This window comes from Eikenella corrodens, from assembly GCF_003990355.1.
Taxonomy (GTDB): Bacteria; Pseudomonadota; Gammaproteobacteria; order Burkholderiales; family Neisseriaceae; genus Eikenella; species Eikenella corrodens_B.
Genome location: NZ_CP034670.1, coordinates 2,416,799 through 2,437,979, shown reverse-complemented (window position 1 = coordinate 2,437,979; position 21,181 = coordinate 2,416,799). Strand labels below are relative to the sequence as shown.

21 protein-coding genes are annotated in these 21,181 nt (G+C 54.7%); 9 read left to right on the top strand and 12 right to left on the bottom strand.

The window, feature by feature from the left end:
- Positions 1–113 precede the first annotated feature (113 nt).
- The 4 genes from ELB75_RS12315 to ELB75_RS12300 all read right to left on the bottom strand — a co-directional run bounded on the left by ELB75_RS12315 (position 114) and on the right by ELB75_RS12300 (position 4,040).
- Complete coding sequence (locus tag ELB75_RS12315; protein ID WP_126984141.1) at positions 114–1,823, bottom strand: molecular chaperone HscC; 1,710 nt, start codon at positions 1,821–1,823, stop codon at positions 114–116.
- Between the two features lie 191 nt (positions 1,824–2,014).
- Complete coding sequence (locus ELB75_RS12310; protein WP_126984309.1) at positions 2,015–3,199, bottom strand: multidrug effflux MFS transporter; 1,185 nt, start codon at positions 3,197–3,199, stop codon at positions 2,015–2,017.
- 70 nt (positions 3,200–3,269) lie between these two features.
- Positions 3,270–3,542: a hypothetical protein gene (locus tag ELB75_RS12305; protein ID WP_126984140.1), complete on the bottom strand. Its 273-nt coding sequence runs from the start codon at positions 3,540–3,542 to the stop codon at positions 3,270–3,272.
- Between the two features lie 60 nt (positions 3,543–3,602).
- Complete coding sequence (locus tag ELB75_RS12300) at positions 3,603–4,040, bottom strand: hypothetical protein (RefSeq protein WP_126984139.1); 438 nt, start codon at positions 4,038–4,040, stop codon at positions 3,603–3,605.
- Positions 4,041–4,309: 269 nt separating this feature from the next.
- Here ELB75_RS12300 and ELB75_RS12295 point away from each other — a divergent pair, with 269 nt between their 5' ends.
- The 5 genes from ELB75_RS12295 (at position 4,310) to ELB75_RS12765 (ending at position 7,047) form a co-directional block, all read left to right on the top strand.
- A complete protein-coding gene (locus ELB75_RS12295; RefSeq protein WP_126984138.1) occupies positions 4,310–4,804 on the top strand; it encodes a GNAT family N-acetyltransferase in 495 nt (164 codons plus the stop codon).
- 29 nt (positions 4,805–4,833) lie between these two features.
- Positions 4,834–5,289 carry a hypothetical protein gene (locus ELB75_RS12290; RefSeq protein ID WP_126984137.1) on the top strand — a complete coding sequence of 152 codons (456 nt, stop codon included), beginning with the start codon at positions 4,834–4,836 and terminating at the stop codon, positions 5,287–5,289.
- Positions 5,290–5,359: 70 nt separating this feature from the next.
- The gene (locus tag ELB75_RS12285) at positions 5,360–5,917 is read left to right on the top strand and encodes an RICIN domain-containing protein (RefSeq protein ID WP_126984136.1); all 558 of its coding nucleotides are present in this window, start codon (positions 5,360–5,362) and stop codon (positions 5,915–5,917) included.
- A 124-nt stretch (positions 5,918–6,041) separates the two neighbouring features.
- Positions 6,042–6,611 (top strand): hypothetical protein, encoded by a 570-nt coding sequence (locus ELB75_RS12770; protein ID WP_206501465.1) that lies wholly within the window; start codon positions 6,042–6,044, stop codon positions 6,609–6,611.
- 94 nt (positions 6,612–6,705) lie between these two features.
- Entirely contained in the window at positions 6,706–7,047 is a 342-nt protein-coding gene (locus ELB75_RS12765; protein ID WP_206501464.1) for a hypothetical protein, read from the top strand.
- Positions 7,048–7,402: 355 nt separating this feature from the next.
- On the opposite strand, the gene ELB75_RS12275 is transcribed toward ELB75_RS12765, so the two are convergent.
- A complete protein-coding gene (locus ELB75_RS12275; protein ID WP_126984135.1) occupies positions 7,403–7,744 on the bottom strand; it encodes a hypothetical protein in 342 nt (113 codons plus the stop codon).
- A gap of 218 nt (positions 7,745–7,962) precedes the next feature.
- Here ELB75_RS12275 and ppk1 point away from each other — a divergent pair, with 218 nt between their 5' ends.
- From ppk1 to ELB75_RS12255, 4 genes are all read left to right on the top strand, one after another.
- Positions 7,963–10,017, top strand: coding sequence for a polyphosphate kinase 1 (gene ppk1, locus ELB75_RS12270; RefSeq protein WP_126984134.1), 2,055 nt, complete (start codon positions 7,963–7,965; stop codon positions 10,015–10,017).
- Between the two features lie 263 nt (positions 10,018–10,280).
- Entirely contained in the window at positions 10,281–11,408 is a 1,128-nt protein-coding gene (locus ELB75_RS12265; protein WP_206501463.1) for an acyltransferase family protein, read from the top strand.
- A gap of 131 nt (positions 11,409–11,539) precedes the next feature.
- Positions 11,540–12,634 carry a tRNA (uridine(54)-C5)-methyltransferase TrmA gene (trmA, locus tag ELB75_RS12260; RefSeq protein WP_126984132.1) on the top strand — a complete coding sequence of 365 codons (1,095 nt, stop codon included), beginning with the start codon at positions 11,540–11,542 and terminating at the stop codon, positions 12,632–12,634.
- A 511-nt stretch (positions 12,635–13,145) separates the two neighbouring features.
- Positions 13,146–14,123, top strand: a complete 978-nt coding sequence (locus ELB75_RS12255; protein WP_126984131.1) for an IS30 family transposase — start codon at positions 13,146–13,148, stop codon at positions 14,121–14,123.
- A 30-nt stretch (positions 14,124–14,153) separates the two neighbouring features.
- Here the strand turns inward: ELB75_RS12255 and rlmD are convergent, their stop codons facing one another.
- From rlmD to pilB, 7 genes are all read right to left on the bottom strand, one after another.
- A complete protein-coding gene (gene rlmD, locus ELB75_RS12250; RefSeq protein WP_126984308.1) occupies positions 14,154–15,446 on the bottom strand; it encodes a 23S rRNA (uracil(1939)-C(5))-methyltransferase RlmD in 1,293 nt (430 codons plus the stop codon).
- 67 nt (positions 15,447–15,513) lie between these two features.
- A complete protein-coding gene (yacG, locus tag ELB75_RS12245) occupies positions 15,514–15,696 on the bottom strand; it encodes a DNA gyrase inhibitor YacG (protein ID WP_126984130.1) in 183 nt (60 codons plus the stop codon).
- Entirely contained in the window at positions 15,693–16,469 is a 777-nt protein-coding gene (zapD, locus tag ELB75_RS12240; protein ID WP_206501462.1) for a cell division protein ZapD, read from the bottom strand. Before zapD ends, yacG begins: the two co-directional genes overlap by 4 nt.
- A 3-nt stretch (positions 16,470–16,472) precedes the next feature.
- Entirely contained in the window at positions 16,473–17,078 is a 606-nt protein-coding gene (gene coaE, locus ELB75_RS12235; RefSeq protein WP_126984129.1) for a dephospho-CoA kinase, read from the bottom strand.
- Position 17,079: 1 nt separating this feature from the next.
- The gene (locus tag ELB75_RS12230; protein ID WP_126984128.1) at positions 17,080–17,937 is read right to left on the bottom strand and encodes a prepilin peptidase; all 858 of its coding nucleotides are present in this window, start codon (positions 17,935–17,937) and stop codon (positions 17,080–17,082) included.
- Positions 17,938–18,028: 91 nt separating this feature from the next.
- Positions 18,029–19,264, bottom strand: a complete 1,236-nt coding sequence (locus ELB75_RS12225) for a type II secretion system F family protein (protein WP_126984127.1) — start codon at positions 19,262–19,264, stop codon at positions 18,029–18,031.
- A gap of 31 nt (positions 19,265–19,295) precedes the next feature.
- On the bottom strand, positions 19,296–20,960 hold the full coding sequence (gene pilB, locus ELB75_RS12220) for a type IV-A pilus assembly ATPase PilB (RefSeq protein ID WP_126984126.1): 1,665 nt from the start codon (positions 20,958–20,960) through the stop codon (positions 19,296–19,298).
- Between the last annotated feature and the right edge of the window lie 221 nt (positions 20,961–21,181).

Below are 21,181 nucleotides of genomic sequence, written 5' to 3'. Positions count from 1 at the left end.
AAACTCGCCTTGCTCGTTTTAGCGAAACTCGCCTTGCTCATTTTCAGGTAGCCTGCTTGTTGCTTTTCATTCGGGTTTGGGCATGAATGCCCGGTTGCCGTTTTCAGGCGGCCTTAGAGCAGCCAGCCGCCGTCGAAGTGGCGCAGGAATTCGCCGAATTCTTTTTGCGCGTGGCGGATGGCGTTGGCGTCTTGGCTCTCCAGCGTGCGCTCGAACTGCATTACGGCGCGGCCGATGGCCTGGCGCTGTTCGCCGAGGTATTCTTCATACAGGCGTTTGCCTTTTTCCAAAAGATAGATGTTTTCCTGCTGCTCGCGCGGGTGGACTTTGAGCGCGGCGAGGCGTTCGAGTGCGGCCTGCACTTCTTCTTCGCTCAGGTTGATGCTGTTGTGGCGGAAGGTTTGGTTGACTTTGATGTTGAGGTCTTCGTTGCTCACGTCCACATCCAGCAGGCCGTTGGCGTCATAGCTGAAGCGCACGTCGATGTTCACTTCGCCGGCGCGGCGCGGCGGCACGCGCACTTCGAGCTGGCCGAGCTCGAGGTTTTCGCTGGCGAGCACGGATTCGCCCTGCAGCACGCGGAGCGTGATGGCGGTTTGCCGGTCGTTCATGGTGGAATAGCCGGACACGCGTGATACGGGCACGGGCATATTACGCTCGATAATCGGGCTGAAAATGCCGTGCGTAACGCTGCCGTCCGGCAGCTGTTCGGATACTTCCACGCCCAGCGAGAAGGGCATCACGTCGGTGAGCACCACTTCTTCCACGTTGCTGTCGCGCGCCAGCAGGGCGGCCTGCACCGCCGCACCGCGCGCGATGGCTTCATCGGGATTGACCGAGGCTTTGGGAATGCGGCCGAACAGCTGGGCGATGGTGTTGCGGATAACCGGCATCCGCGTGGCGCCGCCCACCAAAATGATGCTGTCGATTTGGCTCGGGTGCAGCTTGGCGTCGCGCAGGGCGCGCTCCAACGGCTGGCGCAGCCGCGCCATCAGCGGTTTGGCGGCTTCTTGGAATTCTTGGCGGGTAATCGCGGCGGCGGCCATGCGGTTGCCTACGTTCACCTGCACTTCGGCCTGCATTTCTTCGCCGAGCCTGCGTTTGGCGGTTTCCAAGGCCTGCCACAGCTCGCTGCTGTCGGCGAGGCGGGCGCGTTCTTCGTCGCTCAATTCTTTGCATTTGGCCAGAAACAGCTGGCGCAACACCTGCACAAAGTCTTCGCCGCCCAAGTGGTTGTCGCCCGCGCTGGCGGATACCTGCACCACGCCGTCGAAATAATCCAGCACGGATACGTCGAACGTGCCGCCGCCGAGGTCGTAAATCAGAAAGCGGGTGTCGTCGGGCTTTTCCTGCAGGCCGTAGGCCAAGCCGGCGGCGGTGGGCTCGTTGAGCAGGCGCAGGGCGTTGAGCCCGGCCATCTGCGCGGCGTTGCGCGTGGCCTGGCGCTGGATGGCGTTGAAATAGGCGGGCACGGTAATCACCACGTCGCGCACTGCTTCGCCCAAATCGGCTTCGGCATCTTCTTTCAGCTGGCGCAACACCAGTGCGGAGAGCTCTTCGGCGCGGAATTTCTTGCCGTTGAGCCGGAAGATTTTGTCGGTGCCCATGAAGCGTTTGAAGGCGGAGGCGGTGGCCTGCGGGGCGGTGCGCAGCCGCTCGCGCGCGGCCAGCCCCACCAGTATCGTGCCGTCATCCGCCACGCTCACCACGGAAGGCGTGAGCGTGTGGCCGAGCCGGTTGGGAATCAGTCGGGTTTCGCCGTTGACGAATTGGGCGACGAGGCTGTTGGTGGTGCCTAAGTCAATGCCGATTTGTGCGGTCATGGTGTTAAAGCCGTGAAGTGAAAAAGCGGTATTTTAAGCGGGAACAGGCTACCTGAAAATGTATAGTGAATTAACAAAAACCAGTACAGCGTTGTCTCGCCTTGCCGTACTATGTGTACTGTCTGCGGCTCGCCGCCTTGTCCTGATTTTTGTTAATCCACTATATAGAGGCTTTCAGGCAGCCTTTCGGCTTACTGCCGGGCTTTGTCCAGCCACACGTGCCGCGACAGGGCAAACAGCAGCGTGATGCCGCACAGGGTGGAGGCCAGCATCATGGCGGGCATGATGCGCGCGCTGCCGTCGTGCAGCTGGGTGGTGAGGAAGCCCACGGCGGCGGCAATCAGCACTTGGCTGGAAATCAGCACGCCGTTGGCGCTGCCGCCTTCGGCTTTGAAATAGCCCATAAAGCAGGCCTGGGTGTTGGCCACCACCAGCCCCTGCGTGCCCACCGACACCATCACCAACGGGGCAAACAGCCACAAGGGCGGCACGGCTATAGATTGGGAGAGCAGCATCAGCAGGAAGTTGGCGCAAAACTGCACGGCGATGCCGATGAGCAGGATATTGGCCGGCTCGCTGCCGCTTTTCAGCCGCCAGGCGGTGATGCGGTTGAAGAAAATCATGGTCACGATATTGAGGCCGAACAGCAGGGTGTAGCAGCCGTTACTCAGGCCGTAGAACTTCATATACACCGAAGGCGATTCGGTGAGGAACACAAACATGGAGGAAAAGCTGAATGACTGGAAAAACAGAAACCCGAGCGATTGCGGCTTGCCAAATACGCTGCGGTAGCCCGTGAAAATAATCGAGAGCGGCGAACCCGCCGGCTTGGCGGCGGGGCGGTTGGCCGGCAGGAAACGCCATTGCAACAGCCACACCAATGCGGCATAGCCCAGCAGGAAGCCGAACACCGCGCGCCAGCCGCCGATTATCTGCATCAGCCAGCCCACCATCGGCGCCAAAATTGGCGCCGCCATCATAATCACGCCAATCAGCGCAAACATCTGCGCCGCGCGGCGGCCTTCGTAGTGGTCGCGCACAATCGCCCCGCCGCTCACCGCCACCGTGCCCGCGCCAAAGGCCTGCAACATACGCAGCAGCATCAGCTGCGGCAGGGTTTGCAGCAAAATCAGCCCTAAGCTGGCCACAAGGTACACCCCCAGCCCGGCCAGCACCACCGGCCGCCGCCCTTTAAAATCGGAAAACACCCCGCCCAGCAGCACGCCTGCCGACTGCCCCACCAGAAAAATACTCAGGCTTTGCTGAATATCGGTTTCGCCCACGCCCAAGCTGGCCGCCATCGCCGGCACGGCGGGCAGATAGGTATCAATCGAAAACGGCATCACCGCCGCCATTGCGGCCAAAAGCAGCGCCATTTGTTTATCGGAAAGGCGGGAAGGAGCAGGAGAGTTCATCAGAATTAACGCAATAAAAAATTAAGAAAAATCAGCGGATAAAATAATAGGCCACATAGCCGCCGAATGCGGCCAACGGCAACAATTGCAGCAAAGCGCACCGCTTGGCTGCCGCATCCTGGCGCAAATGCGCCGACACCAATGCAAACAGCACATATTTCAGCAAAAACACACAGGCGCAGCACATCACCACCCCGTGCAGCAAATAGCCCGTGGCATCGTGCGCCGGATTCAGCGCAAACCACAAGGCCAGCAACAGCGGCAGCAGGCACACGGCCAGCCAGCTTTTCAGATGAGAGGACATAAAGATTCCTTTTGATGTGGGCTTAAAGGCTACCTGAAAAAGAATAGGTAGCCCGACCGCCTATATGCGCCAATGATAACGCTTTTTCTGCTCGCGGTAGTGTTCGCGGTCGAACCGCATACTGCGCAATCCCGAATCGCCATACCAGCCGGAATGTGCCAGGCGAAACGCCATCAGCAACGAGAACAAGGTAAAACCTACCCGCTGCCACCCGCTCCCGCCGACAAAGCCCAGCGCAAACGCCGCCGCAGCAGCCAACAACAGCAGCGTGCAGGAGAAAGCCAGCAGGCGGCGCAGCCATTTCCAAGCCGTGGCCAGCACGATTTCTGTGGCGCTGGCCTGGTGGGATTGGCGGGATTCGAAGTACCACACCAAACCACAAGGCAGCGAAAAGGCCAGCCAAAACAACCAGCCGTCGAGCTTGGCAAACCCACCGCCGGAGCTCACGATCACCGCTATTGCGGCGGGTGCCATCAGATGAGGGAACAGTTTGCGCATGGTATTTCTCCGATTAGGCTACCTGAAAACAGCCAATGCCCGTTTTATAGTGAATTAACAAAAACCAGTACGGCGTTGGCTCGCCTTGCCGTAACGTGTGTACTGTCTGCGGCTCGCCGCCTTGTCCTGATTTTTGTTAATCCACTATAACTGCGTGGCAGTCCTGCTTTCAGGTAGCCTCAATTATATCCCCGATTGCCCGAGCCGATTGGTTATTCGATTGGACAAGCTATATAATTCCGCCAGTTTCACTGCACCCCCCGCCCGTTATGAGCCTGATTACCCACCTGCGTCCGGCACGCATCCAAGATTGCGAGCACATCTACAACGCCCACCAATACGCCGTGCGCTACACCTGCGCCCGCAACTACAGTGAAGCCGTGCTGCAAGCCTGGCTTGCCCTGCTCAGCCCCGACAGCTACCTCGACACCCTCGAAGACGAACGCAAGCTCTTGTGGGTGATCGAATTTAAGCACCACATCCAAGGCTTTTTCCAGCTTAATCTGCAAGAATCCCAGCTCGATGCCCTGTATGTGCACCCCTTCGTGCAGCGCCAAGGCCTCGGCACCGCCCTGCTCGGCCGCGCCGAAGAGCTGGCCTGCCAACACGGGCTGGGCATGCTCAAGCTCTACGCCTCGCTCAATTCCGAACCGTTCTACCTGCTCAACGGCTACCGCCCCCTTGGCGAAGCCATGCTGCCGCTGAATCAAGAAATCGGCATCGAATGCCGGCTGATGCGCAAGCTGCTCACCGACTGCCGTTAATATTTCATCATCCCAAACAAGGATATAAAATGAAAAAACGCCTTCTCGCCGCCCTCTTGGGCAGCTTCCTGCTCGCCGGCTGCCTGCCCAAACCCACCGTGCTCACCATGGATCAAATCCGCCGCATGGACTACGGCAGCTACCCGCGCAACCACGAACAACTCATCAAGCGCCACCTCGCCCAAACCCTGATCGACCCTAATTCCGTGATGTACGGCGGCTTCTCCCGGCCGCGGAAATATCTACAAGTGCATAAAAACCAATATGTCGCCGCCGGGCAGATCAGCTACTACCCCTCCTATATGGTGTGTGCCCGCGTGAATGCCAAAAACAGCTACGGCGGCTACACCGGCTGGCAGACTCATGCCTTCTTCATCAAGAACGGAGAAGTGATCAACAGCGACCAAAACCCCTTAAAATGCGACAGCCAAGACGAAATCGTGTTGGATATCGAAGCACTCGCCAATGTGGAAGTGCAGCCGTAAACCGCATACAGGCTACCTGAAACCGCCCGCAGCTTTCAGGTAGCCTGCTCCTCCCGCTGAAAGAACCGCCATGAAAATCCCGCCATTCCTGATTGCCCTGCTCGCCCTCCCCGCCTGCACCTATCTCGACGGCCCAAACGGGCGGTTCTTCTCGCTCGATCTGCCTGTGGAAACCACACACACCGTGCACAAAACCGTGCGCGTGGACGCCGTCCCGGGCACCACCGTCATCATGAGCGAAAGCTCCCCGCTTGATGGCTACTACCGCCCCGTGCCCAACAACGGCCGCCGCACCCTGCTGCGCCAGGCCGCCGACAACTCCTGCCTCAGCCTCGAACGCAGCGGCATGCCCGCCTACCTGGTCAGCCAGCCCTGCCACGGGCGCAACAACCAGCAATTCATGTTCGACGGCCCGCGCCTCAACATCAACGGCTTGTGCGCCGAAGCCACCGGCGACGCCGGCAGCCCCGTCATCGCCACCGCCTGCCAAAACAGCCGCAGCCAGCATTGGATTGCCGAGGGCAGCCACATCCGCAGCGCCGCCAACGGCCTGTGCTTGGACGGCAGCGGCGGTGCGGTTCGCCTGCAATATTGCAACAATAGCATGGGGCAGCGGTTTTACCGATAGCTTGGTGGAGGATGGCATGGAAATATAAAAGGCTACCTGAAAAACCGTATGGGCATAAATGTTTATGCTACAGCTGTTTTTCCCATGCTACACTTGTATAACTTTTATTCTAAAGGGTTAAAAAATGGCTGTTTCGATTAAACTGAAAAGGCGCTGGGATGTTTATACAACCTTGGAAGAAATATTGTCGGTTACCCAAAACCTAAGTGTCTCGCCGTTCGGTTTGACGGAAGAAGGCTTACAAGACTTTCGCGGGATTAAGCTGATAGGGAAAATAGAAGAAGTTTCTATTCCTGCACAGGGTGGAACAAGGTGGATAACCAAAACAGAAAATATTCATGCCTCCCTGTCTTATGCCGACTTCTCAGGCTCGCTGTGGCAGGATTTTGCGATTGAAGAAACCGAGGGTTTCACCGCCGTGATCGACCACGTTATTTTTGACGAAAGCGTGTTTGATTTAAGCACACCTGCTATTTGCGGACGTGGCGCTACTTTCTTGTCGTGTAGTTTTGCAGGCTGCAAATACAAATGCGGGAAGTTTATGAGGGCTACATTAAAGAACTGCCGCTTTAACCAAATCAAAAAAAATATCCGTTTGTATTTCAGCTGCGAACTATTGGAAAATTGTTTCTTTAGCGGAGAGATCCACAAGGCGCTTTATTTGGTCTTCCAATCTGAAAAACTGTACCTTTGAAGGGCTGTTATACGACTGCTCTTTTCACGGGGTAGAAAAGATAGGAAACCTGCGTGAAGGCGAGATTATACCGCCTGAAAAAGTGAATAACAGAATGGACGGCGTGGATTTTTCTAAAGCGGATATCATCATGTGCAACTTTTGGTCATTTTGTTATTTGGATAAAGTGAAACCCTCAAAAAATAATTGCATATTTAAGGTAACCGATGAATTTTACAAGTGTTTGCTCACTGCTATTGAAGGCAGTGATAGCCCCTTAAAAGAAGGGTTGATAGGAAAGGCAAAATTATTCTACGCTCCACATAACACAACCCCTTACGAAGTGGCACATCCCGATAATCTTTCATTCAAACACCCGGAAGAAGCAGAACTGAGCCAAGCAATTTACGATTTTGTCTGCCGAGCCGCTGAAGCTACGGGATGTCGGATCTATTAATAAAGCGTAGTCCGCCTGTGTAGTAGGTAGCAACTGCATTTTTTACCCGTCGGGCAAAAATACAGTTGCTACTTTTGCTTGCTGTTATTTGGACGGTGTGTAGGGTGCGTGCGGAACGCACGCACGCGGGTTCTGTTGAATTCCACGCTTTCAGGTAGCCTTTCCCCTTTCAGGTAGCCTTTCCCCTTTCAGGCTACCTGAAAAGCCGTAGATCGGATTCTCAAGTCCGACCTACGGCTGCTTCATTAAGCAAGCGTAGTGTGGCAACAAGTTGCCGGCTTTGTGCAAGCCATATAAAGGCTACCTGAAAAAACGTAGGATGGTTTTCAGGTAGCCTTTTTACCGCTGCGGGCACTTAGTGCCGGTAGTTGATTTGGATATTACCGCGCACGGGCGATACCGGCCGCCAGTTGCCGGTGCAGATGGTGGAGCCGGCGCTGGTGTGGCAGTTGCGGTGTTCGGTGTAGCCGATGCCGCCCCGGCTGTATTGCTCGGTGGTTTGGATTTCGCCGCCGCCGTATTGGTTGGAGCCGTTGTAGAAATAGTAGCTGCGGCTGGGGTAGTAGCCGGAGTAGTTGTCGTAGCCGCCGTAGTAGTAATCGGCGGAGGGGTTGATTTGCAGGCTGATTTGGGCGCTGGTTTCGGCTGCTGCGGCGGCGCTGAAGAGGGTGGCGCAGAGGAGGAACAGAGTTCGCATAATGGGTCTCCCGAAAGGTGGCGGGTGGAAACGTTCGGCCTGCTTCGTGCCTATATCTTGTCTTCGGGCGCAGGTTGGAACGATAATTGCTATGTTAATTATAGCGGGCGCGCACGGCGCTTTGCCGATGGCGGTATTGCCATTATAGCGCTGATTTCTTCTAAGCAGCTGTTTGTTTACACAGCATTTTCATTCAATTTCCTTTTTCAGGTAGCCTTATGCCGAACCAGCCCACCATCCTTTGCCGCGAACTGAGCCTGCTGGCGTTCAACCGCCGCGTGCTGGCGCAGGCGCGGGACGAAGGCGTGCCGCTTTTGGAGCGGTTGCGCTTTTTGTGCATCGTTTCTTCTAATTTAGACGAATTTTTCGAAGTGCGCATGGCCTGGCTGAAGAAGGAAAGCCAGCTCAACCCGCACACGCTCCTAGATAACGGCACCACGCCCGCCGAAACCATGGCGGCCGCGGCGGCCGAGGCCAAAAAATTAATTCAGGAGCAATACGAGCTGTTCAATAAGGAGCTGATTCCCGCGCTGCGCCAAGAGGGCATTTTCTTCTATCCGCGCCGCCAGTGGACGGATCAGCAGCGCGCCTGGATTGAAAGCTATTTCGACCGCGAGCTGTTGCCCATCCTCACCCCGCTGGGGCTCGATCCGGCGCACCCTTTCCCGCGCCTGCTCAACAAGTCGCTCAACTTCGTGGTATCGCTTTCCGGCAAAGACGCTTTCGGCCGCGCTTCCGGCATGGCCGTGGTGCAGGCGCCGCGCATTTTGCCGCGCGTGGTGAAACTGCCGGAAGAGCTCAGCGAAGGGCACGGTTTCGTGCTGCTTTCCTCCATTTTGCATGCTTATGTGCACAAGCTCTTCCCCGGCATGGATGTGGAGGGCTGCTACCAATTCCGCCTCACGCGCAACAGCGAGCTCACGGTGGACGAAGAAGACCTCACCAACCTGCGCGCCGCCGTGCAAACCGAGTTGCGCGAGCGGCAGTATGGCGACGAAGTGCGGCTGGAAGTGGCCGACAACTGCCCGCCGCATGTGGCCGAATTCCTGCTCGCGCAATGCAATTTGAGCCCGAACGAGCTCTACCAAGTGGTCGGCCCCGTGAATTTGGTGCGGCTGATGGCCGTGCCCGATATGGTGGACCGGCCCGATTTGAAGTTTGCCCCCTTCTCGCCCGGCCTGCCCAAAGACGTGCGCAAAGACCAGCCCATGCCCGAAGTGCTCAAACAGCACGACGTGCTGCTGCACCACCCCTACCAATCCATCGCCCCCACCGTGCGCTTTATCCAAGAAGCCGCTGCCGACCCGGATGTGGTGGCCATCAAGATGACCATCTATCGCACCGGTACCCATTCCGACCTCGCCCGCGCCCTGATTGCTGCCGCCAATGCGGGCAAACAGGTAACCGTGGTGGTGGAACTGATGGCGCGGTTCGACGAAGAAAACAACGTCAACTGGGCGCGACGTCTGGAGAGCGCAGGCGCGCATGTGGTGTACGGCGTGTTCGGCTACAAAGTGCACGCTAAAATGGCGCTGGTTATCCGCCGCGAAGGGGGCTACCTGAAACGCTATGCCCATCTCGGCACCGGCAACTACCACCAAGGCACTTCCCGCATCTACACCGACTTCGGCCTTCTCACCGCCGACGAAGCCATCACCGCCGACGTGAACGCCATCTTTATGGAAATCACCGGCTTAGGCCAACCCATGCGGCTCAACAAGCTTTATCAAAGCCCCTTCACCCTCAGTCCCATGTTGCTGGAGCGCATTGCCGCCGAAACCGCCGAAGCCCGCGCCGGCCGCCCCGCCCGCATCATTGCCAAGATGAATTCGCTGATCGAGCCCGGCATCATCCGCGCCCTATATGAAGCCAGCCGGGCAGGCGTGCAGATAGATTTAATCGTGCGCGGCATGTGCACCCTGCGCCCCGGCGTGCCCGGCCTTTCCGAAAACATCCGCGTGCGCTCCATCATCGGCCGCCTGCTCGAACACTCCCGCGTGTTCTACTTCCACAGTGGCGGGCGCGAAGAGCTCTTCATCGCCAGCGCCGACTGGATGGGGCGCAACTTCTTCCGCCGCATCGAAATCTGCACCCCCGTGGAAAACCCGGCCATCAAACAGCGCATCATGCGCGAAGCCCTCACCCTCGCCCTGGCCGACAACCGCAAAGCCTGGCTGATGCAGCCCGACGGCAGCTATGTCCGCGCCACCGCGCAGGAAGGGGAAGAAGGACTGGATATGCAGGAAACGCTGTTGAACGAATATCGGCGCTGATAACACGGAAGCTAAAGAGGCTGCCTGAAAGTTTCAGGTAGCCTCTTATGGTGGTGTTTTATTTTTAACTGGTTTGTAGCTAAAAAATTAATTCTTATTATAGTGGATTAAAATAAAAATGAGACAAGGCGGCGAGCCGCAAGGCGTACAGGTGGTACATCAAGGCGAGCCAACGCTGTATCATTGCGATTTTAATCCACTATATATGGAGTTGTTCATATAAGCATGTCTAAGTAATGATGCCTATACTTGAGCTAAATATTATGGATATAAATTATTTTTCAACCTCATCTTTAATATTGACGGGATTATTTATTTTTTCATTGTTTGTTTCTTCGCGCCTTTTAAGTAAGATGAATCTTATGGATGGGGATGCTGCCCGTAGAAACTCTCCACTGGATGGGTTGCGTGGCGTTTTGGCCTCAGCTGTAGTTGTTCATCATTTTTATATTAATTATATTATGTATACAACGGGTGAGTGGGTGCGACCAACAACGCAAATATTAAATAATTTTGGAGCAGTGTCCGTATCATTTTTCTTTTTAATTACTGGGTATTTATTTTTTTCTAAAGTACAGAAAGGTGATATTTTATGGAGGCAACTTTATTTGTCTAGAGTTCGTCGTATTGTGCCGTTGTATTTGTTTGTATTTATTTTTATTGTATTGGTAACTTTATATTTTAGGCCGCTAACGTTAGAAAATCTACCTGGTTTCTTTAAATGGTTGCGCCGATGGCTCTTGTTTCTTGGTGGTAATTTTGAAGATTTTCCAAGTGGCATAGTAATTGCAGGGGTTAATTGGACATTGATTTATGAATGGGGATTCTATTTTTCATTACCAATCTGGTATGTATTGTGGCATAGAAGATTATTTTCAAAATGGTATATAGTATTGCCATTATCGTTGTTAGTGTTTCTGTATATATGGAAACGAACAGATTATCATGCGTATTTTTTATTTTTGTTGGCATTACCATCTGTATATTTTAAAGAAAGAATTCGGGAGATATTAGATAGAAAAACAATATTATTTGATATTTTTCAAGTAACCTTGCTGATACTTATTATTGTATTTTCTAATGGATATACTGTAATTCAGATGGTAGGTACGGCTATACTTTTTTCTTTTATTGCTAATGGGTATAGTTATGGAGAAGTTTTGAATAATAATGGTTTGCGGAAGCTGGGGGAAGTTAGTTACAGCATATATCTCACGCATGGAATAATATTATATGCGTTAAGAAGTTATATGCATAATGGCAAAATACAGATTGGGATTAATGCATTTTCATTGGTATTCCCAATAATTTTTACCTTAGTAATATTAATATCTATCGCTACTTATAGATTCATAGAATATCCTTTTATTTGTAAACGTAAATTGGGGTAGGACAATACTTTCGCAATGATGTGCTTGTGTGCTAGGACTATCGGAAATCCCACACTCCCCACTCGACGAATTTTCAGGTAGCCTTCCCTTCCCGCTATAATCCTGTATTTCTTCCTAATCCTACACTCCCCATGACCCAGCCCAGCCCCGAATACACCGCCCAGCTGCAACAAAAAGCAGGCTACCTGAAACAGCGTTTTGCCGAATTTTCCCCGCCGGAGTGGCAGGTGTTTGCTTCGCCTGAAAAGCATTACCGGATGCGTGCCGAATTTCGGGTTTGGCACGATGGCGACAGCATCAGCTATGCCATGTTCGAGCCCGGGCAGAAGGCCGGTTCGGCCTCGTTGCGCCGGATTGATTCCTTGCCTGCCGCTTCTGCCGCGATTAATGCTGTGATGCCCCGGCTGTTGGCTGCCGTGCAGGCCGATCCGCTGTTGCGGGAACGGTGGTATCAGTGTGAATTTTTGTCCACCCTGAGCGGCGATATGCTGGTGGGCATGATTTATCACAAGCGGCTGTGCGGGCAATGGCAGGCTGCGGCGGCGCGATTGCAGCGCGAATTGGGCATCATGATTATCGGCCGCAGCCGCGGGCAGAAGCTGGTGTTGGCGCAGGATTTCGTTACCGAACGCCTGCATGCCGACGGGCGCGATTGGTTCTACCGCCAATACGAAGGCGGCTTCAGCCAGCCGAATGCGCCGGTGTGCCAAAAAATGCTGGATTGGGCCTGCGGCGCGGCGGCGGGGTTGGGCGGCGATTTGCTGGAGCTTTATTGCGGCAACGGCAATTTCACCCTGCCGCTGGCGCGTTATTTCCGCCGCGTGCTGGCCACGGAGTTGTCGAAAACTTCGGTGCAGGCGGCGCAGTGGAATATTGAGGCTAACGGCGCGGCCAACATCCGCCTGGCGCGGCTTTCCGCCGAAGAGTTCACCCAGGCCTACCAAGGCGTGCGCACCTTCCGCCGCCTGCAGGAGCAGGGCATCGGGCTGGCGGATTACGCGTTTTCCACCGTGTTTGTCGATCCGCCGCGCGCCGGCATAGACGATGCCACCCTGCGCCTGCTGCAGAATTTCGACAACATCATCTACGTTTCCTGCAATCCGGAAACCCTGCACGCCAACCTCGCCACGCTCACACAAACCCACCGCATCGAACGCGCCGCGCTGTTCGACCAATTCCCGTTTACGCCGCATATCGAGAGCGGGGTATTGCTGCGGCGGCGGTAGGGCTGTTGCGGCAAAAGGCTACCTGAAAAGGAGAAATCTTTTTCAGGTAGCCTTTTTGATATGGCGGGGTGTGGTTGTTTGCAAGGCGGGATGCTGCATGATTGAGAAGTTAAAGAGCAAATGGGCGGACACCGAACACGGGGCAATCGGCGCGGGCTGGAGAAAGGCTACCTGAAAACGTAGCGAAGCGAAGCTAAAACGTCGTGCAGGAAAGTTCTGTGCAGCTAAATTTTCAGGTAGCCTTTTTATAGTGGATTAACAAAAATCAGGAAAAGGTGGCGAGCCGCAGACGGTACACACGTTACGGCAAGGCGAGCCAACGCCGTACTGGTTTTTGTTAATCCACCATATCTTTATCGGGAACGATTAGGATGCTGCGGCATTGGCTTGTTGCCTTGCCCTATGCTGATTTTCATCCGCTAGGGCGGATTCGGATTTGAAGTGCAACTTTCCCTAACAGAAAAAGGCCGGTATGCGGTAGCATACGGCCTTTCCTGCAAGAAAGATTGCCATGGGCTACACACAACTGACCCAAGACGAACGATACCCTATCCAATACCTGTCACGCCACTGCACCGTCACCGAAATCGCCAAACAGCTTAACCGCCACAAAAGCACCATCAGCCGCGAAATCAGGCGGCACCGCACACAAGGGCAGCAATACAGCGCCGAACAAGCCCAACGGCAAAGCCGGCTGACCAAACAGCGTCGGCGAAAACCCTATAAGCTCCACTCGCAGCTAATCCAATACATCCACACCCTTATCCGCCGCAAACTCAGTCCCGAACAAGTATGCGCCTACCTGCGCAAACACCACCAAATCACACTCCATCACAGCACCGTTTACCGCCACCTTCGCCAAGACAAAAGCAACGGCGGCACTTTGTGGCAACATCTCAGAATATGCAGCAAACCCTACCGCAAACGCTACGGCAGTACCCGGGCCGGAGGCAAAGTACCCGACCGCGTCGGCATAGAAAACAGACCCGCCATCGTCGACCAAAAATCCCGCATCGGCGATTGGGAGGCCGATACCATCGTCGGCAAGGATCAAAAGAGTGCATTATTGACCTTGGTCGAACGCACTACCCGCTACACCATCATCTGCAAATTAAAGAATTTAAAAGCCAAAGACACTGCCCGGGCAGCCGTTAGGGCATTAAAGGCGCATAAAGGCAGGGTGCACACCATCACCACAGATAACGGCAAAGAATTCTACCAACACACCAAAATAGCCAAGGCATTGAAGGCGGAAACCTATTTTTGCCGTCCTTATCATTCTTGGGAAAAAGGGCTGAATGAAAACACCAACGGACTCATCCGGCAATACTTCCCCAAACAAACCGATTTCCGAAACATCAGTGATCGGGAGATACACAGGGTTCAAGATGAGTTAAACCACCGGCCAAGAAAAACACTTGGCTACGAAACGCCAAGTGTTTTATTCTTAAATCTGTTCCAACCGCTGGTGTCCGAGTGTTGCACTTGAAATCCGAATCCAAGTAGCGTGTGTGCGGGGTTATGCCAAGTCAAAGCAGCCGACGGTTTCGACGTGGGCGGTTTGGGGGAACGTATTGACGATGCCGGCGTTGCGGAATTGGTAGCCTTTGCCCACGAGTACGGCGGCATCGCGGGTGAAGGTGGCGGGGTTGCAGGAAACGTATACGATGCGGCGGGGGAGGTAGGGGGCGTGCAGGGCTTGGACGAGGGCGTAGGCGCCGCTGCGGGGCGGGTCGAGCAGGATTTTGTCGAAATAGCCCCAGCCGGCGACGGTGTGTTCGGTGGTTTGGAAGAGGTCGGCACTGTGGAACTGGGCGCGTTCGGCGAGGTGGTTGAGGCGGGCGTTTTGGCTGGCGCGCTCGGTGAGCGCGGGCGAGCCTTCGATGCCGATGACTTGTGCGCCGGCGGCGGCGATGGGGAGGCTGAAGTTGCCGAGGCCGCAGAAAAGGTCGGCGATGCGTTCGCCGGGTTGGGGTTGCAGCAGCTGGATGGCGCGGGCAACGAGCAGGGCGTTGGCGTCGGGGTTGACTTGGGTGAAGTCGCCGGGGCGGTAGGGGAGGGTGAGGGCGTATTCGGGCAGGCTGTAGCTGAGTTGGGGGCTGTCTGGCAGGAGGGGTTGGGCGGGCCGGTGTGGGGTTTGCAGCCAGATGTGCCAGTTGGCGGGCAGGCTTTGGGCGTGTTGGATGAGGTGGGTGCGGGCGGCTTTGGGGAGGTGTTCGGTGTGTAGGGTGAGGCTGTTGGCGGCGGGGCTGTGGTGCACTTCGATGGTTCGGACGGGGGTGTGCAGGCGGTTTAGCTGCTGGATCAGGGCGCGGGTGTTGCCCAGTTGGTTGGCAAGCTGGGGGGCGAGGATGGGGCATTGTCGGATATCGACAATGCGGTGGCTGCTGCGGCTTTGGAAGCCGAGGATGGTGCGGCCTTGGCTGTGGTGGGCGCTGAGGCGGGCGCGGTGGCGGTAGCCCCAGGCTTGGCCGTAGATGGGGGGCAGGAGGTATTGGGGGCGGACTTTGCCGAGGCGTTGGAGTTGGTCTTCGAGGATGCGTTGTTTGTAGGCTACCTGAACGTTGCTGTGGACGTGTTGGAGGGTGCAGCCGCCGCATTGGTTGTAGTGGGGGCAGGCGGGGGTGGTGCGGTAGGGTGAGGGGGTGAGGATGCGGGTGGCTTGTGCTTCGTCGTGGTGTTTTTTGCTGCGGGTGATTTGATAGGCAACGGTTTCTTGGGGCAGGGCGCCGGTGATGAAGGTGGTTTTGCCGTGGATGCGGGCTACGCCGCGGCCTTCGTGGTCAATACTGTGGATGGTGGCGGTGTTCATGGTGTGGGGTGTGGATAGATTGAGGCTATATGAAAGCGGGATTGGGGTTTCAGGTAGCCTCTGTCGATTATTCGTGGTCGCCAATTTGTGGCGGAGCCTCTTCCTGGCTGGGGATGCGGTAGCTTTCGTCGGCCCAGGTGCCCAGGTCGATCATTTTGCAGCGTTGGCTGCAGAAGGGGCGGTAGGGGCTGTTTTCGTTCCAGAGTACGGGCTTCTGGCAGGTGGGGCAGGATACGGTGGGCTGGGTCATGGTTTGTCGGCAATGGGGTCGAAGCTGCACATTTTGAGCTGGAAGGGGATGTCGGTGTCGATCTGCTTTCCGCGCGGGCTGTCTTGGGTGGCTTGGGTGAAGCGGATGTGGGTGAAGTATTTGTTGGCGGAAATCTCGGGCAGGGTGTGGTGGGATTGGGCCACATCTACGGTGAGCATGTGGATGTTGTTGCCGAGCTTGGTGTTTTGATAGTTGCCTTGGCGGGCGAGGCATTCAAGGCGGATGCTGTTGCGGCGCAGGATGCGCAGCAGCAGGGAGATGGCGTCGCCGGTGGGGGTGAGGGAGCGAATCCAGCAGCCGAGGTCGGCCACGCGCTGCTCGAAGGGCAGTTGCAGCCAGTAGTGATAGGAGGGGAGGTCGAAGGGGCTGGTGCCGCCGGACACGAGCATGCGCTGCTTTACGCCCATGAGCCATTCGTTTTCGCGCAGGTGTTGGCCGAATTTTTGCTGTACTTCTTGCAGATTTTGGGTGGCTTGATAGAGGTCGTCTTGCTCGGGGGTAGAGTCGTATTGCTCGCGTTCGGCCTGGGAAATCTGCTGGCGTTGGCGTTCGAGCTCTTGCAGGATGTCGAGCTTGAGTTCGGCGCGGGAGGCGCAATCCATGATTTCGAACAGGGTGCCGAGGGCGGCGTGGTGGGCCCAAGGTTCCGGATGGCTGACGGTGGTGTCGAAGCGGGAAAAGAGGTGCTCGAGGCGCAGGAAGTTGCGGATGCGTTCGGACAAAGGGTGTTCGAAGGTGATGATGGCGGACATGGTTCAACTACCGAATAATTGTTGGTAAATAAGGTGTTGCCGCTCCACGGCGGCGGCAAGCCCGGACAGGCCGGCTTCGTTGCTGATGATATCGTCGGCAATACGGCGGCGCTGTTGGCGGCCTGCTTGAACGGTAAGGATGCCTTTAATCATATCACGGGAGAGGCCGCTGCGTTCAATGGTGCGGCAGATTTGCGTTTCTTCACTGCAATCGATAACGAGGATGCGCCGGAGAATGCTTTGAAAAACAGGTTGCTCGGCAAGCAGGGGGATTTCGATGATGCCGTAGGCGGCTTGGGGGTATTGCTGCTGTTGCGCCCGGATTTCGGCGAGAATCAGCGGATGGAGGATGCTTTCAAGCTTGGCTTTGGCATCGGAGGATTGGAAAACGAGTTGGCGCAGGGCGGCGCGCTTGAGGCTACCTGAAAAATCGAATACGGCCTCGCCAAAGGCGGCACGGATGGCGGGGAGGGCAGCTCCGCCATCTGCGGTAAGGGCGCGGGAGACGGCATCGGCATCAATCAGCGGCACGCCGTGTTGGGCAAACAGGCGGGCAGCGGTCGATTTGCCGCTGCCGATGCCGCCGGTGAGGCCGACCCAGGCGGTCATATCAGATGAATCCGGATTTGTGCAGCCACCATTGGATGCCTTGCAGGATATAGCTGTTGGCAGCGAAAACCAGCCAGCCGGCAATGGCGAGCGCGGGGCCGAAGGCAATGGGCTGGCCTTTGGCGGCACGCATCACCAAGGCGGCAACCAGGCCAACCAAGGCGGCCACGAAAACAATAACGGGCAGGGTGCTAACGCCGAGCCAGGCACCCAGTGCGGCGAGTAGTTTGAAGTCGCCATAACCCATGCCTTCCTTGCCGGTGATGAGTTTGAACAGGTGGTACAGCAGCCAGAGGCTCAAATAGCCGACCACGGCGCCGAGCAGGGCTGAAGGCAGGCTGACGAAGCCGACCTGCCAGTTAAACAGCAGACCGAGCCAAATCAGGGGCAGGGTGAGCTGGTCGGGCAAGAGCTGGGTGTCGGCATCGATAAAGGTGAGGGCAACCAGCACGGCGGTGAACACGAGGCCGCCAAGGGTGAGCCAAGTGTAGCTGTAGCGCCAGGCGACGATGCCAAAGAGGATGCCGGTGAGCAGCTCGACGGCGGGGTAGCGCCAGCCGATTGGGGTGTGGCAGCTATGGCAGCGGCCGCGCAGCAGCAGATAGCTGATGATGGGGATGTTTTGCCACGGCTTCACCGGGCTGCCGCATTTGGGGCAGCGCGAGGGCGGGGTGCTGATGTTGAATGGTTTTTGGTCTTCTTCGTCCAGCGGCAGTTCGAGATGCTGTTTGGCCGCGATGCGCCATTGTTTCTCGAGCATGACCGGCAGGCGGTAGATAACCACGTTGAGAAAGCTGCCCACCAGCAGGCCGAGCAGGACGGCGAAGGGGATGTAGATTTCGGGATCAAGATTGGTCATAGGTGTGGTGCAGGTATGTTTTCAGGTAGCCTGAGGGAGGCTACCTGAAAGGTAAGATAGTTAAAGACAAGAGGATTTGGCTGTGAGGATATTAGCCAACTACGCTACCCAGGTTGAACAGTGGCAGGTACATGGACACTAGAATTACACCAATGATACTGCCCAAAACCACCATAATAATCGGTTCCATCAAGGAGGAAAGGGTAGCAACGGCAATATCCACTTCTTCCTCATAGAATTCGGCTGCTTTGTTGAGCATGTCGTCCAGCGAGCCGGATTCTTCACCAATGGAGGCCATTTGCAAAACCATATTGGGGAACAAGTCGGTTGAGCCCATGGCAGTGGTTAATGAGCTACCTTGGTTCACTTGGTTACGGATGCTTTTAGTAGCCTCTTCATAAATGATGTTGCCTGATGCACCGCCTACGGAATCTAGCGCCTCTACTAGCGGTACGCCGGCAGTAAACAGGGTAGCGGTGGTACGAGCCCATCGGGCAATTGTGCCTTTTTCCACGATGTTGCCGAAGATAGGCATTTTGAGCAAGAGGGCATCGATACGTTTTTGCAGTTCGAAGGAGCGTTTATGCCATTGAATGAAAGCCACTACGGCACCAATCATCGCGATGATTACGATCCAGCCGTATGCAACCATAAAGTCAGAAATACCCATCATGAATTGGGTTAGTGCCGGCATTTCGGCGTTCATGCCGTCATATACCTTTTTAAATTCTGGTAATACGAACATCATCATGATGATAACCAATATAATGGCTACTACCACTACTGCAATCGGATAGGTAAGCGCACTTTTGATTTTCTTTTTGATGGCCTGGGTTTTTTCCATATAGGTGGCCAGTTTATCCAGCAGGTTTTCCAGTACACCGCCTGCCTCACCGGCATCCACCAGGTTGCAATAGAAGTCATCAAAATATTTCGGATGCTTGCGGAATGCATTGGCCATAGAGGTACCTTGTTCGATGTCGTTGCGCACTTCCATCAAGAGCTTGGTCATGGAGGCGTTGGAGTGGCCTTTGGCTACAATATCAAACGCCTGCATCACCGGTAGGCCTGCTTTCATCATAGTGGATAGCTGGCGGGTGAATACGGTAATGTCGCCCTGGGTGATTTTCTTTTCGCGAACTTTTTTCTTTTTATGCAGGCTGATAACCTTGATTCGGCGGCGGGCAAGTTTGGCACGTGCGTCCTGCTCGTCTTTGGCAACTACCTCGCCACGGACGATTTGCTCGGACTCTAGGTGCCGGCCTTCAAATTCGTAGCTGGTTCCCGCCACTTTTTTATTGGATTGGTTTCGTTTGTTTGTAGCCATGATGATTCCCTTTTAAATGAAACGATCTTTATTAGTCGTTAGTGCTGGCAAGGATTTCTTCTAAGGTGGTAATACCTTGCATTGCTTTTAAAATACCGGCTCGGCGCAGGTCCACCAATCCATCAGCGTAGGCTTGTTGAGCAATATCCACTTCGGTACCGTTATTGATGATGATTTTCTGCATGGCATCGGTAACCGGCATGATTTCATATACACCGGCTCGTCCTTTGAAACCTTTTCCTCTGCACCGGTCACAACCCACTTGACGGTATAACTGCCAGGCGTCCTTGGCTAAGTCTTCTTCAGTGAAGCCGACCTTCAGTAAAGCTTCAGCTGGCGGACGCTCGATCGGTTGTTTGCAGGTACACAGCCGCCGCACCAAACGCTGCGCCATAATCAGATTAACCGAGCTAGCAATATTGAACGGTGCTACCCCCATGTTCAACATACGGGATAGTGTGGCCGGAGCATTATTGGTATGCAGGGTAGAGAACACCATGTGGCCGGTTTGCGCGGCTTTAATGGCAATATCGGCAGTTTCCAAGTCGCGAATCTCACCCACCATGATGATGTCCGGGTCTTGACGCAGGAATGCTTTCAATGCTGCAGCAAATGTCATGCCCTGTTTATCGTTTACGTTTACCTGATTGATACCGGGCAAGTTAATCTCGGCCGGGTCTTCGGCGGTGGAGATGTTTACACTGTCGGTATTCAAGATGTTTAGACAGGTATACAGCGACACGGTTTTACCCGAACCGGTCGGGCCGGTAACCAGCACCATGCCGTATGGGCGGTGGATGGCCTCCAGTAGTAATTCTTTTTGGAAAGGTTCGAAACCCAGTTGGTCGATATTCAACGTGGCAGCATCTGAATTCAGAATACGCATTACAATTTTTTCGCCGAATAGTGTAGGCAGCGTATTTACACGAAAGTCGATCGGCTTTTGGTTTTTATGGAACTGGATCTGGATACGGCCGTCCTGCGGTATGCGTTTTTCGGAAATGTCCATTTTCGACATTACCTTGATACGCGAAGCAATCTGCCCGCGGATGTTGAGCGGAGGCTGCACCACTTCGCGCAATTGACCGTCAGTACGGAATCGGATGCGTGCCATTTCTTCATAAAACTCAAAATGGATATCTGAGGCGCCGGTATTTAGGGCATCAGACAGCACTTTGTGAATGAATTTGGCAATCGGGCCGTCTTCTGATTCGCCGTCCAGTAATATTGGTTTGCCATCCGGATTCTCGGAAATTTCATCTAGGATGGCAGTGGAGGCTTGGCTGGCGAATTCCAGCAATCTATCCAGCTGCTCGTCATTGACCAGCACCAAATCGACGGACAAACCACTGGGAAAAACCAATTGTTGGTATATTTGCAACAGTGTGGGGTTGGATACACCTAAAAACAGTTTTTGCCCACGCTTGAATAAAGGGACACAACGGTACTCCAGCATCTGGGTATCATTAATGACATCCTGTACCAGCATCGAACGCGAGTAGCGGGATAAATCCATCATCGGATAATGGAACAATTTAGCCAGCAGCAACAGTAAATCTTTTTGTTGGATAATGCCTGCCTCAGCTAGCATAGGAATGATATTTTTGTTTTGATTAATGTTTTCTCGGTATTTTTCAACCTGATCCTGCCCAATCAACTTATTTTGAAACAGGACACGCAATAGTCCGACGCTCATATGTTTGCCTAAGTAAAGTAGAACGGAGTTTAAAATTTCGGGCGGATATTTGCCTTTAGGATATCGCCCGCAAGGCCCGCATTTAGTAAGAATGCTTTTACACTATTATAGTTTAAGGTGTGATTATAAGTTAAATCATGGTAAGAATACATCGTTTATGGAAAAGTGGTTATTTCCTGTGGCTAGCTGGCTATGTTGGTGTGCGTGAGAAAATAGAGTAA

Coding starts and splice junctions, on each gene's coding strand:
- ELB75_RS12315 (WP_126984141.1), bottom strand. CDS start 1,823: ATGACCGCACAAATCGGCATTGACTTAGGCACCACCAACAGCCTCGTC.
- ELB75_RS12310 (WP_126984309.1), bottom strand. CDS start 3,199: ATGGCGCTGCTTTTGGCCGCAATGGCGGCGGTGATGCCGTTTTCGATT.
- ELB75_RS12305 (WP_126984140.1), bottom strand. CDS start 3,542: ATGTCCTCTCATCTGAAAAGCTGGCTGGCCGTGTGCCTGCTGCCGCTG.
- ELB75_RS12300 (WP_126984139.1), bottom strand. CDS start 4,040: ATGCGCAAACTGTTCCCTCATCTGATGGCACCCGCCGCAATAGCGGTG.
- ELB75_RS12295 (WP_126984138.1), top strand. CDS start 4,310: ATGAGCCTGATTACCCACCTGCGTCCGGCACGCATCCAAGATTGCGAG.
- ELB75_RS12290 (WP_126984137.1), top strand. CDS start 4,834: ATGAAAAAACGCCTTCTCGCCGCCCTCTTGGGCAGCTTCCTGCTCGCC.
- ELB75_RS12285 (WP_126984136.1), top strand. CDS start 5,360: ATGAAAATCCCGCCATTCCTGATTGCCCTGCTCGCCCTCCCCGCCTGC.
- ELB75_RS12770 (WP_206501465.1), top strand. CDS start 6,042: ATGGCTGTTTCGATTAAACTGAAAAGGCGCTGGGATGTTTATACAACC.
- ELB75_RS12765 (WP_206501464.1), top strand. CDS start 6,706: ATGGACGGCGTGGATTTTTCTAAAGCGGATATCATCATGTGCAACTTT.
- ELB75_RS12275 (WP_126984135.1), bottom strand. CDS start 7,744: ATGCGAACTCTGTTCCTCCTCTGCGCCACCCTCTTCAGCGCCGCCGCA.
- ppk1 (WP_126984134.1), top strand. CDS start 7,963: ATGCCGAACCAGCCCACCATCCTTTGCCGCGAACTGAGCCTGCTGGCG.
- ELB75_RS12265 (WP_206501463.1), top strand. CDS start 10,281: ATGGATATAAATTATTTTTCAACCTCATCTTTAATATTGACGGGATTA.
- trmA (WP_126984132.1), top strand. CDS start 11,540: ATGACCCAGCCCAGCCCCGAATACACCGCCCAGCTGCAACAAAAAGCA.
- ELB75_RS12255 (WP_126984131.1), top strand. CDS start 13,146: ATGGGCTACACACAACTGACCCAAGACGAACGATACCCTATCCAATAC.
- rlmD (WP_126984308.1), bottom strand. CDS start 15,446: ATGAACACCGCCACCATCCACAGTATTGACCACGAAGGCCGCGGCGTA.
- yacG (WP_126984130.1), bottom strand. CDS start 15,696: ATGACCCAGCCCACCGTATCCTGCCCCACCTGCCAGAAGCCCGTACTC.
- zapD (WP_206501462.1), bottom strand. CDS start 16,469: ATGTCCGCCATCATCACCTTCGAACACCCTTTGTCCGAACGCATCCGC.
- coaE (WP_126984129.1), bottom strand. CDS start 17,078: ATGACCGCCTGGGTCGGCCTCACCGGCGGCATCGGCAGCGGCAAATCG.
- ELB75_RS12230 (WP_126984128.1), bottom strand. CDS start 17,937: ATGACCAATCTTGATCCCGAAATCTACATCCCCTTCGCCGTCCTGCTC.
- ELB75_RS12225 (WP_126984127.1), bottom strand. CDS start 19,264: ATGGCTACAAACAAACGAAACCAATCCAATAAAAAAGTGGCGGGAACC.
- pilB (WP_126984126.1), bottom strand. CDS start 20,960: ATGAGCGTCGGACTATTGCGTGTCCTGTTTCAAAATAAGTTGATTGGG.